The 11,870-nt window shown below is 64.4% G+C and carries 9 protein-coding genes and 1 tRNA gene; 8 read left to right on the forward strand and 2 right to left on the reverse strand.

The genetic code is table 11. The features are described 5' to 3' along the window. Nucleotides 1-74 precede the first annotated feature (74 nt). The 5 genes from OA2633_RS12730 to OA2633_RS12750 all read left to right on the forward strand — a co-directional run bounded on the left by OA2633_RS12730 (nucleotide 75) and on the right by OA2633_RS12750 (nucleotide 5,894). Nucleotides 75-1,115 carry a P1 family peptidase gene (locus tag OA2633_RS12730; RefSeq protein ID WP_241760710.1) on the forward strand — a complete coding sequence of 347 codons (1,041 nt, stop codon included), beginning with the start codon at nucleotides 75-77 and terminating at the stop codon, nucleotides 1,113-1,115. A 171-nt stretch (nucleotides 1,116-1,286) separates the two neighbouring features. Then, on the forward strand, nucleotides 1,287-1,790 hold the full coding sequence (locus OA2633_RS12735) for a hypothetical protein (protein ID WP_009802974.1): 504 nt from the start codon (nucleotides 1,287-1,289) through the stop codon (nucleotides 1,788-1,790). A 25-nt stretch (nucleotides 1,791-1,815) separates the two neighbouring features. Next, the gene (locus tag OA2633_RS12740) at nucleotides 1,816-3,813 is read left to right on the forward strand and encodes a TonB-dependent siderophore receptor (protein ID WP_009802975.1); all 1,998 of its coding nucleotides are present in this window, start codon (nucleotides 1,816-1,818) and stop codon (nucleotides 3,811-3,813) included. A 136-nt stretch (nucleotides 3,814-3,949) separates the two neighbouring features. Next, nucleotides 3,950-5,644: a methyl-accepting chemotaxis protein gene (locus tag OA2633_RS12745; RefSeq protein WP_009802976.1), complete on the forward strand. Its 1,695-nt coding sequence runs from the start codon at nucleotides 3,950-3,952 to the stop codon at nucleotides 5,642-5,644. A 173-nt stretch (nucleotides 5,645-5,817) separates the two neighbouring features. Further along, nucleotides 5,818-5,894: transfer RNA gene (locus OA2633_RS12750), tRNA-Arg, on the forward strand. Nucleotides 5,895-6,158: 264 nt separating this feature from the next. Here OA2633_RS12750 and OA2633_RS12755 read toward each other — a convergent pair. Further along, on the reverse strand, nucleotides 6,159-7,340 hold the full coding sequence (locus OA2633_RS12755) for a DUF3089 domain-containing protein (protein WP_040612715.1): 1,182 nt from the start codon (nucleotides 7,338-7,340) through the stop codon (nucleotides 6,159-6,161). A gap of 173 nt (nucleotides 7,341-7,513) precedes the next feature. Between OA2633_RS12755 and OA2633_RS12760 the strand changes: the two genes are divergently transcribed. From OA2633_RS12760 to OA2633_RS12770, 3 genes are read left to right on the forward strand one after another with little or no spacing between them, the layout of a single operon-like run. Beyond that, nucleotides 7,514-8,722, forward strand: a complete 1,209-nt coding sequence (locus OA2633_RS12760) for an acetyl-CoA C-acyltransferase (protein WP_009802978.1) — start codon at nucleotides 7,514-7,516, stop codon at nucleotides 8,720-8,722. A gap of 19 nt (nucleotides 8,723-8,741) precedes the next feature. Beyond that, nucleotides 8,742-9,938 carry an acyl-CoA dehydrogenase family protein gene (locus OA2633_RS12765; RefSeq protein ID WP_040613657.1) on the forward strand — a complete coding sequence of 399 codons (1,197 nt, stop codon included), beginning with the start codon at nucleotides 8,742-8,744 and terminating at the stop codon, nucleotides 9,936-9,938. A 2-nt stretch (nucleotides 9,939-9,940) separates the two neighbouring features. Further along, entirely contained in the window at nucleotides 9,941-11,029 is a 1,089-nt protein-coding gene (locus tag OA2633_RS12770; protein WP_009802980.1) for an acyl-CoA dehydrogenase family protein, read from the forward strand. 20 nt (nucleotides 11,030-11,049) lie between these two features. Here OA2633_RS12770 and OA2633_RS12775 read toward each other — a convergent pair whose 3' ends face one another. After that, nucleotides 11,050-11,826, reverse strand: a complete 777-nt coding sequence (locus tag OA2633_RS12775) for an SDR family NAD(P)-dependent oxidoreductase (RefSeq protein WP_009802981.1) — start codon at nucleotides 11,824-11,826, stop codon at nucleotides 11,050-11,052. Nucleotides 11,827-11,870 lie beyond the last annotated feature (44 nt).

Consider the following 11,870-nt stretch of genomic DNA (forward strand, 5'->3'; position numbering starts at 1 on the left):
CTGGGGTAACATGCACGGGTTGCGAACTGAGCGCTCTGGGGGAGCCTGTGCCGCATTTGGATCGACGATCTTTCATGATGCTTGCGCCGACACTGGCGTGCGTCGCTACGACAGGAGCCAGCGCGATGGGCGGACCGGCCAGCCGAAACGATATTACCGACATCGCCGGATTGCGGGTCGGGCGCGCAGAGCATGACGGCGCGAACACCGGGGTGAGCGTCATCCTGTGCGACCAGCCCTTTACGGCGGCGGTGGATGTCCGGGGCGGCGGCGCCTGCACGCGCGAGACCGACGTGATGAATCCGGGCGGTCTTGTGGAGACGGTTGACGCGCTGGTGCTCTCGGGGGGCTCTGTCTACGGGCTGGCCGCTGCGGACGCTGTCACGGCGGCGATCGGGGAAGCCGGCGGGGGTTTTGCGCTCTTTGACATGCCGGGCATTCCCGCTTCGCCCATCGTGCCGGCGGCGTGCCTTTACGATCTCGCCAATGGCGGGGACAAGAACTGGGGGCGCACGCCGCCCTATCGGGAGCTGGGTTTCTCGGCGCTGGAGGATGCGCGACAGGGCGGCCCGGTTCTGATCGGGCGCCATGGGGCCGGATACGGCGCCAGCGCTGGAACCCTGCCGGGCGCTGTCGGTTCGGCCAGCTGGCGCGGGGAGGACGGGGTGACCGTCGCCGCCTTTGTCGCTGTGAACTGCTTCGGCTCCGTGACCATGCCCGGCCAGGACGATGTCTACTGGGCCTGGCCTTTCGAGGTGGGGGATGAATTCGGCGGCCGTCGCCCGGATGTGAGCCGGCTGGCGGATCTCGAGGATTGGGGCGCGGCCAAGTTGAATCCGGGCGTGCGTACGCAAACCACCCTGGCGGTCGTGGCCACGGACGCCGCGCTGTCACGAGATGAGACGCGGAGGATGACAGTCATGGCGCAAGATGGACTTGCGCGGGCGATCCGGCCAGTACACGCACCCGTTGATGGGGATGTGGTGTTCGGACTTTCAAGCGGTGCGCGAGAAATCGAGGAGCCTCGAGCGATCGCTTTGACGCGTCTCGGGAATCTCGCTGCAGATTGCTTAACGCGTTCAATCGCGCGTGCAGTGCATGCCGCACGACCTTGATGAATGCGACAATAACTCCACAAATAAAATAACATAATTATAAACAATTGAAACATATAATGAATATGCGTATTTCTCGCGCCAGGGGAACACTCGATTAAGAGGTCATTCACGGCTTAACCGGCATCTCTCCCATGAACGAGTTCACTATACTTGTGTTGGGGTATGAGAATGATCCGCATTTTAAGCGCAGTCGGTCTGGCCGTTCTGCTCAGCAGCGCGGCTTCCGCGCAAACCACCGAGCGTGATCTGGCCGTCGTTGGTCGCGCGCTCAGCTTCCTGGAAGGCGCGTCCGGCTCGGACCGGACGGTCGCCATAGTCTTCGACCCGGCAAGTGCGGCGGAAGCCGAAGCCCTGAACGCCGCCATGGCCGGCGGGCTCAGCGCGGGTCGCGTCACGCTGAACGGACAGCTTGTGCCAGTTGGCCAGGCGGTCAGCGGCGTGGACGCCGCCCTCTTCGTGGGCGGCGCGGCGTCGAACGCCGGCGCGGTTCAGGCCGCGACCTCGGCGGGCGTGATGACGGTCTCCACGGACATGGCCTGTGTTCAGGCCGGCAATTGCGTGATGGGCGTTCAGAGCGAACCGTCTGTCCGCATCGTGGTGAACAGCGCCGCCGCCAGCTCGGCCTCGGTCAGCTTCTCCACCGCTTTCGCCATGATGGTCGAAGAAATCTAACGCTGCCTCGGAAGGATTCGAGACGATGAAAAATACACTGCTTTATTCCGCGGCGGCGCTGATTGCGACCTCCGCAGCCGCCAACGCCCAGTCCATCGACTATCAGGTGATGAGCGAAATGTTCGGCGAGCCGGTGACCACCGGCGCCACCGGCGCGCCTCAGCGCTCCACCGATGTCCCGGCGACGATGATCATCATCACCCAGGACGATATCGCCAATGCGCCGGAATACGACATCCCCGGCATCCTGCGTCATTACAGCGGCGTGGATGTCGCCCGCTTCTCCATGGGCCAGGGCGAGGTCGGCATCCGCTCCGCCGCAGCGCCTTACACCCCGCGCCTGCTGGTGCTGGTGAATGGCCGCGAAGTGTATCTGGACAGCTATGGCTACACCGCCTGGTCGACCCTGCCGGTCAGCCTGGACGAGATCCAGCAGATCGAAGTGGTCAAGGGCCCGCAATCGGCGCTCTACGGCTTCAACGCGGTCGCCGGCGTGGTCAACATCATCACCCGCAATCCCGCGTTTGGCGACTACGCCAACGCCACCGCGGAAGTCGGCACGAACGGGTATCAGCAATATCGCCTGTCGGGTGGTCGCGCGCTGAATGACCAGATCGCGCTGCGCTTCAGCTATGGCCGCACCGATGGCCGCGATTTTGACGTCGAGCCGGACGCCACCGAGGCGGTGGGGCTGCGCGCCGCCAACCCGGATTTCTCTCGCGAGCATTTCGCGCTGGGCGGCTCGGTGCAGTTCACCGACAAGGTGGGCCTGACCTTTGAATACACCCAGTCTGAAGCTGAAGTGCTCGAGCTGACGTCCGTGTATTCGTCCGCCGCCAACGCCTATGACCTCACGTCCTATCAGGGCGAGCTCGGCGCGGACACGGATTTCGGCTACATCACGCTGAGCGCCTATCGCAACGAATCCCAGATCGCCTACAGCTTCGGCGACCTTGATGGCGAATTGACCTCGTTCAAGCTGCAGGACCTGATCAAGGTCGGGACCAACGACACGCTGCGCTTTGCGGTGGAGTTCCGGACCGCCAAGACCGCGTCCTTCCCCGATACGACCGCCGGTGATCTGAACTACGAGACCCTGGCGTTCTCGGGCATGTGGAACCACAAGTTCTCCAACCGGCTCGAGACCACCCTCGCAGTTCGCTATGACATGGTGGACTGGAGCCGTGACGGTAGCCCGAATCCGGCGCTCTATCCGTATACGCAGTCCGATTACGACGTCAGCTTTGAAGAGTTCAGCTATAACGCGGCTCTGGTCTACAAGCCCGAAGCGGGCGGCACGGTGCGTCTGTCCGCAGCGCGCGGCATCCAGGCGCCGACCATGTTCGACATGGGCTTCCTGCTGCCGGTGGGAACGGCGGTCCTGATCGGCGATCCGGGCATCCAGCCGTCCATCGTGGACAATATCGAACTGGCCTATGATCGCAGCCTGGCCAACGGCGTGCAGCTGCGCACGGCGCTGTTCTGGCAGAACACCGATGACGTGAAGTCCTCTCTGGGCGGCGCCCCGGGGCTTTTCCCGCCGAACGCGCCGCTGCCGGCTTATGTCTTCGGCAACCGCGGTGAATCCCGCCTGTGGGGCTTTGAAGGCTCGCTGGCCGGCATGATCGGCGAGAATGTCGATTGGGATCTGAACTACACCTACAAGTCGGTGGAAGATGATCTCGCGCCGTTCCCGACCAGCACCTTGCTCGATTTCGAAGGCATCACGCCCGAGCATACGGTCAACGCCCATCTGGGCTGGACGTCCGGTCGGATCAGCCTGGACGGCTACGCCAACTATGTGTCCGACACGACCATGCCGTTCCAGCCGGTCTTCGGCGCGGTGGCGTCGCGTGAGATTGACGGCCACATCTCCTTCTCGGGACGAGCCAGCTATGCGCTGAGCGACAATCTGGACCTCAGCCTGACGGCCCAGAACGTGAACTTCGGTGATGGCGAGCTCACCACGCCCGTCTACGAAACCGAGGCCCGCTACTGGGTCAGCCTGCGGGCGAATTTCTAACTGCCTGCCAATTCCGCCGTCCCGCATCAGCGGGGCGGCGGGATACGAGGGCGAGCATGCATAACCTATTAAACAATCAGGCTTAGGTTGGTGATAACCATATGCTCGCGCTGGGATTTAAAGGGGTCGCATAGTGATGTTCAAGCGTCTGAGTTTTAACGACTGGCCATTTTCGCTGAAGTTTGGCGTTGCGCCGGCTTTCGCGGTTCTGGCCCTGATCGGCATCGCCCTGATGGGCGGGTTCGCCCTGAACGGCGTTGCGAACAGCCAGCGGGACACGGTCGAGCGTCTGACCAATGTGATCGCACTGGACTCCCTGCGCACGGAGACCGAATCCCTGAACGCGGATGTCTATCAGACCCTGACCGCTGTGGCGGCGGGCCGACAGGTGGACGTGTTCACGCAATTTGACGGCTATATGGCCCGTGTGGGCGAGCTGCGCGCGAGCTTTGAAGAGATTCATCAGCGCTCCGGCGGCACGAATGAAGAGGTGTTCTCCACTCTGGACGAACAGCTTGAGCTCTATGCGGGCGGCCTCGAGGTTGTCGGTTCCATGCTGGAAATGGATTTCGCCAGCGCCGTGAGCTTCATCGAACCGTTTGACGAAGTCTTCGACCAGATGAACGCCGACATTGTCAGCCTGAGTGAAGCGGCGATCGCCGAGGCGAACGCCCGGGCGGAAGCTGCGAATGCGTCGGCGGCCCGCACCAAATGGATGTTCGGTATTGCGACCCTGATCGTCGCTCTGGGTCTGACGGCGGTGGCCTTCGGCTTTGGCCGTGCGGTCAGCCGCTCCGTGAAGTCCATCGCTGGCGCCACCCAGAAGCTGGCTGCGGGCGATTTCTCGGTGAATGTGGCCCATCTCAAGCGCGCCGATGAGCTCGGCGCCATCGTTGAATCGCTTGAAACCTTCCGCAATAGCGGCGAAGAGGCCGCTCGCTTGCAGCAGGAAAGCCTGCGCGCTAGCGAGGCCGAAGCCGAACGCGCGCGCAAGATCGAACAGCTGGCGGCTGATTTTGACGCCGCCGTGGAGCGCACGCTCGAGGCGGTGACCATGTCCGCCAGCGCCCTGCAGGAAACCGCCGAGGTTCTCGTGGGAGCGTCGGCCAACACCACCAGCCGGGCCGGTGAAGTGTCGGGCGCGGGCGCCGTGGCGTCCGAAGCGGTCGCCACCGTGGCGTCTGCGGCCGAAGAACTGTCCGCCTCCGTTTCCGAGATCGCGGCGCAGGTCGAACGCTCGAGCGATGTGTCGGGGCAGGCGAAGGACCGGATGGAGCGCGCTTCGTCTGAAATGAGCCAGCTCACCGCAGCGGCCAACGAAATCGATCAGGTGGTCAAGCTGATCTCCGACATCGCCGAGCAGACCAATCTTCTGGCGCTCAACGCCACCATCGAGGCGGCCCGTGCGGGCGAAGCCGGCAAGGGCTTCGCCGTGGTCGCCAGCGAGGTGAAGACCCTGGCTGAACAGACCGGCCGGGCGACGGGCCAGATCTCCAACCAGATCACCCAGATCCAGTCCGCCACCGGCGCGGTGGAAAGCGCCATGCAGGAAGTGCGCGGCGTGATCGATGAGATGCTCAATGTGGCGTCGGCCATCAACGCTGCGATCGACGAGCAGCGCGCCGCGTCCACCGAGATCGCCAGCTCGGCCCAGAGCGCCGCGTCGGAAACCCAGCGGGTTTCGGCCAATATCGAACAGGTCAGCCGCTCGGCCGACGAGACCAGCTCCCAGGCCGGCACGGTGCAGGAAACCGCCGCCACGGTCCGCCAGGAAGCGGGCGGTCTGGCGAGCCGCGTGCGCGACTTCCTGTCCGCAGTTCGCGCGGCCTAGGACTTTCGCGACGGGGCCGGATGCGCGCCTGATCCCTTGTGATCCGGCCGTCTCCGGCCCCGCTGCATCAAAGGTGAGAAAAGCGCAGTCAGGACGCTTGCCAAGCCGTCAAGCCTTGGCTAGTTTCCGCGCCTCGCCGACAGGGACCTTAAGGGTTCCGGACGACGAAACAGGCGCCGGTAGCTCAGCTGGATAGAGCACCAGACTACGAATCTGGGGGTCGGGAGTTCGAATCTTCCCCGGCGCGCCATTCTTCCTAAAGAACATCTTGAATACTCAGCTGTTGCGTTTCGCGGCGCAGGGTTCGCTTGTCGGCGCGATCGGTGTCGAGTGTCGCTCGCGACCCGTCGCATCGCCCGTTCCCGACTCTGCTCCTGGCGCTGGACCGATACGCACTGCCGTCGCACCCCGAATTCTGATCAAGCAAACCTGCCCACGCCCGCACAGGCCGCCTGAACGTCAAGACGCGGGCCCGCCGGAGCGGGCCCGCGTCCTGTTCATCTGTCCAAGGCGGTCAGCGGTCCTGATAGGCTTCCGCCTGGCTCTCGGCGAGATCGATCAGATCGCCCATGACCACGTGCATGTCGACCAGATGCAGGCCCCAGTCCGTCAGCACCTGACCGTTGGCGACCACGTCGCCGGTCAGAATATCGGTGCGCGGATCTGACGGGTCGGCATTGACGGTCACCGACAGGTATTGCGCGCCATCACGATTGACGCACTGGCCGCTGAGAAAGCCGGGCAGTTTGACAAAGCGGGCATCCACCTCCTGGGTCTCGGTCCAGCTCTGTGTCGCCATGTCGTACCCGTCCGAGCCATTGCTGAGATAGGAGTCCAGCATGACCGGGCCCTCGCCCGTGAGGCTGGCGGGATTGACGCAGGCGATCTGGTTGGCCGGGTCCGGGCTGCGTCCGAAGCGCGTATTGGGCGGCGGCGGGACATCGTCGCGGAAGGTGACATAGGACACCACGCAGCCGGTCTGGTCCGCCTCGGTGCACAAGGGCAGGGCGCTGAAGTCGCCGCCCACGGTCTCGCCTTCCGGCACCTGGACGTTCCAGCCGATCAGATAGGCGGAAATGACCTGATCCTGGACCGGTTCGCCCTCGATCTCCTGATTGATCAGCGTCTGCAGCATGCGCGCGCCCTGGCTGTGTCCGACCAGGATGACGCCGCGACCCTCATTGTCGTGCTCGAGATAATGACGCCAGGCGTCGCGGACATCGCCATAGGCGAGGGCGCCGCCCGACATGGCGTCGCCATTGCCGGCCATGGCGGCGCGCAGGGCGGTCAGGGTCACCTGCCGGTAGAGCGGTGCAAACGGGCGGCAGACTTCGCTGAAGCGGGCGAACTGGGCGTGCACCACACCGCGCTCTTCCGGGCCGATCTCGAGATCGCTGTTCACGCCTGGATCGACTGAAACCGTCGGATAGACGTAAAAGCAATCCACTGCGGGATCCTGTGCGGGCTGGTGAATATCCATGGTCACCGAGCCATCCGCCTGAACGACGGCAGCGTCCAGATCGACCGCGCACGCATCCTCGCGCCCCGGGCGGCACAGCCAGACCGAACCGTCGCTGTAGTCCGGCGCGGCCCCCGCTTCGCCCTGTGCGTGAGCGGCGCCGGGCAATGCGGTTGTAGCGGACAGCAAAGCCGCCCCTGCCCAAGTGCGAATAAGGCCTCCTGATGTGAGCGCCATGATGTCCTCTCCTGTCAATATTTGTGTATCGGGTATGTAGAACTCTGACGCAGCTGCACTGAAATGTCGACATATAACGCCGTGTTATTGCGATTTCTGTGCGATCGCGGCATAACCGCTTCCTGAAAATAGAAAGAGCGGTATGGGTTGCCCGTCCGCCTGGGGAGAGTGTCATGACACGCGAAGCCGCAATCGTTTCAACAGCGCGCACGCCGATCGGCAAGGCCCATCGCGGCGCCTTCAACGACACCGCGCCGGACCGGCTGGCCGCTCATGTCATGAAGGCGGCGGTCGAGCGCGCGGGCGTCGATCCGCAAAGGCTCGATGATGTGATCTTCGGCGCGGGTAATCAGTACGGTCCTCAATTCTACAACCTTGCCCGCATGAGCCTGTTCACGGCGGGCCTGCCCCAGTCGCTGGGGGCGACCACGCTGGATCGCAAATGCGCCTCCGGCCTTACCGCCGTCGCCCTGGCGGCGCGCTCGATCATGGCGGATGACGCGGACATGATCCTGGCGGGCGGGGTGGAGTCGGTCTCCATGACGCGGCTGCCGGGCCTGCCTGATGAAAGCTGGCGGTCACAAAGCGTTATCGCCGCCGAGCCGGACGCCTATATGGCGATGATCGAGACCGCCGAAGTGGTGGCCGAGCGCTATAGCGTCAGCCGGGAGGCGCAGGACCGCTACGCCGTTGAAAGCCAGCACCGCGCGGCCGCCGCGATTGAAGCGGGGCGGCAGGCGGCGGAAATCGCGCCCTTGCCCACCGAGAAGATCGTGCGCGCCAAGGACGGGTCCGAAACCGGGCGCGAGGAAGTCAATCTGACAGCGGATGAAGGCGTGCGCCCGGACACGAGCTATGCGGCGCTCAGCAGTCTCAAGCCGGTGTGGAGCGGGGGCGAGGCTGTGGCGGAAGGCCGTTTTGTCACGGCGGGCAATGCCAGCCAGCTGTCGGATGGCGCGGCGGCGCAAGTGGTCATGGACCACGCAACCGCCAGGGCCGAAGGTCGCGAGGTGCTGGGCGTGTTCCGGGGCTTTCAGGTCGCCGGCTGCGCGCCGGACGAAATGGGCATCGGCCCGGTGTTCGCCATTCCGAAACTGCTCAAGCGCGCCGGTCTCGGGGTCGGGGATATCGGTCTGTGGGAGATCAACGAGGCCTTCGCCAGCCAGATCGTGTACTGCCGCGACCGGTTGGACCTGCCGTCAGACAGGCTCAATGTGAACGGAGGCGCGATCGCGGTGGGCCACCCCTTCGGTATGACCGGATCGCGCCTCGTGGGGGCGGCGCTGCTGGAAGGCCGGCGCCGGGGTGTTAGATATGTCGTCGTATCCATGTGCGTCGCAGGCGGCATGGGCGCGGCCGGCCTGTTCGAGCTGGTCGACTAGAAAAGCGGAAGAGACCGTCATAGATCTCGATTTCACCGAAAAGAACAAAGCCTTCCGCAAGGAAGTGCGCGAATTCCTGAACGAGAAACTGCCCAAGCGCCTGTCAGACAAGGTGCGCCACGGACAGCGGCTGACCAAGGCCGACATGGAGGAATGGCACGCCATTCTCAATGAGCGCGGCTGGCTGGCGCCGCACTGGCCCGTGGAATGGGGCGGCACGGACTGGAGCGTGGTCCAGCGCTTCATCTTCGAAACCGAAACCGCCATGGCGCATGCGCCGCGGGTCGTGCCCTTCGGCGTGTCCATGCTGGGCCCGGTGCTGATCAAGTTCGGCACCGAAGAGCAGAAGAAACACTGGTTGCCACGCATCCTGGACGGGTCTGACTGGTGGTGTCAGGGCTATTCCGAGCCGGGCGCCGGGTCGGATCTGGCGAGCCTGAAGACCTCCGCCGTGCGCGAGGGCGACCATTACGTCATCAATGGCCAGAAGACCTGGACCACCCTGGCCCAATGCGCCAACAAGATCTTCTGCCTGGTGCGCACCAGCAAGGAAGGCAAGAAGCAGGAAGGCATTTCCTTCCTCCTCGTCGACATGGACACGCCCGGCGTCGAAGTGCGCCCGATCAAGCTGCTTGATGGCGATCACGAGGTGAACGAGGTCTGGTTCTCCGATGTGAAAGTGCCCGTCGAGAACCTGGTGGGTGAAGAGAACAAGGGCTGGACCTGCGCCAAATACCTCTTGAGCTATGAGCGCACCAATATCGCCGGCGTCGGCGCCTCCATGGCGGCGTTCGAGCGGCTCAAGGAAGTGGCGCGCACGACCCGTCGCAACGGGTCCGCGCTGGCCGAGGACCCGCTGTTCGCAGCCCGCATGGCGGAAGTGGAAATCGACCTTGAGAACATGCGCACGACCAATCTGCGCGTTCTCGACAGCGTCGGCCGCGGTCAGACGCCGATGGCGGAATCCTCGATGCTGAAAATTCGCGGCACCGAGATCCGCCAGAAAATCACGGCGCTCATGCGTCGGGCGGCGGGGCGCTACGCCCAGCCCTTCCTGGATGAAGCGCTGGAAGGCGGCTTCAACGGCGAACCGGTCGGTCCGGGCTGGGCCGCGCCTGTGGCGTCGCAGTATTTCAACAATCGCAAGCTTTCGATCTTTGGCGGCTCCAATGAGGTGCAGCGCGAGATCATCGGCAAATCGATGATGGGGCTCTGATCATGGATTTCTCTCTGGGTGATGATCGCCGGATGATGGCGGACTCGCTGTCGCGCTATTTCGCCGACACGCTGGGCTGGGAAGCCCGTCAGGCCGCGGCCGAAAGCGAAGCGGGTTTCAGCCGTGACATGTGGGCGGGCCTCGCTGAACTGGGCGTGCTGGGCATGCTGTTCGGGGAAGAGGCCGGCGGCTATGGCGGGTCGGCCTTTGACGCGGGCGCCGTGTTCGCCGAAGTCGGCAAGGCGCTCGCGACCGGGCCGTTCCTGGCCACGCTGCTCGCTGGCAATATCCTGGAGGCTGCGGGTGAAGCGGACCTTCTGGGCGAGGTGATCGCGGGCTCGAAGATCCTGACCTTCGCCGATGATCCGGCCATGGATGCCAATGGCGTCGTGACCGACCCGGTCAAGGCGGTCAAGGAGGGTGACGCCTGGCGTCTGACCGGCGCGAAAGGCGTGGTGGACTATCTGGGCTCTGCCGACCTGATTGTCGTGACGGCCGAGACCAGCGACGGCTGGGCCAGCTTCCTGGTCGAGGCGGACGCCAAGGGCGTCAAGCGTCGCGCCTATCCCCTGGTGGATGGCGGCGCGGCGGGCGAGCTGTCCCTGGAGGGCGCGTCTGCCCGGCTTCTGGTGTCCGGAGAGGACGCCATCTCTAAGGCGCGCGCGCTGGGGCTGGTCGCCACGGTCTGGGAAGCGGTCGCGATCATGGAAGTCCTGCGCGATGCGACCATCGAGTATCTGGGCACGCGCAAGCAGTTCGGCGTGCCGATCGGCGCCTTCCAGGCGCTCAAGCACCGCATGACCAGCGTGGCGCTGGAAATCGAACAGGCGCGCTCGGCGGCCATCAATGCCGCGGCGTATTTCGCCAAGGACCCGAGAACGCGCGATCGCTATGGCTCTGCGGCGAAATACACCGCGGGCAAGGTGGGCGCCCTGACCGCCGAAGAGGCGATCCAGATGCATGGCGGCATCGGCATGTCCTGGGAAATGCCGCTGTCGCATTTCGCCAAGCGGCTTGTCATGCTTGACCATGTGCTCGGCGATGAAGACGCCCATATGGCGCGGTATCTCAAGCTCGCCAGCGCGGCCTGAGGCACAGACCGTCGGCGTCCTTATTCAAGGACGCCGGCGGTCACCCCGCCATCAATCACCATCATCTGACCGGTCATCCAGGCGCCCGCCTGACCGGCGAGGTAGACGGCTGCGCCCGCAATGTCGTCAGGCTCGCCCAGGCGGCGTAGGGGCGTGCGTCTGGACACCGCCGCCTCGGCCTTGGGGTCTTCCCACAGGGCGCGGGCGAAGTCGGTTTTCACGACGCCGGGCGCGATGGCGTTGACGCGGATATTGTCCGGGCCCGCTTCCAGGGCGTAATTGCGCACGAGCTGGAAGTCCGCGGCCTTGGAAACGTTGTAGGCGCCGATGGTCTGCGAGCCGCGCAAGCCGCCGATGGACGAGATCACGATGATGGCGCCCTCCTTGGCCTTGCGCATGTCCGGCAGCGCCAACTGGATAAGCCAGTGGTTCGAGATGATGTTGTTGTTCAGGACCTTCTGGAACTGCTCGTCCGTGATCCCGTCCATGGAGCCGTAATAGGGATTGCTCGCCGCGTTGCAGACCAGAATGTCCACCGGTCCGAAACCGGCGCGGGTCCTTTCAAACAGGGCTTGCAGTTCGGGCTTGGAGGAAATGCTGGCGGCGATCGCCAGCGCACGGGTTTCGCCATGCTCTTCATTGATGGCGTTCGCCACGTCCTCACAGGCGTCCTGATTGCGGCTGGAGATCACCACGCGGGCGCCGTGGCGGGCAAGCTGTTCAGCGATGGCGCGGCCAATGCCGCGTGAAGAGCCGGTGATCACGGCGGTTTTTCCGGTGAGGTCGAAAAGCGTCATGGAAGGCGCTCCTTGCGCAGAGTTCAAAAAGAAAAGGGCCGGGC

It is taken from the genome of Oceanicaulis sp. HTCC2633, assembly GCF_000152745.1.
In the GTDB taxonomy this organism is placed as follows: domain Bacteria; phylum Pseudomonadota; class Alphaproteobacteria; order Caulobacterales; family Maricaulaceae; genus Oceanicaulis.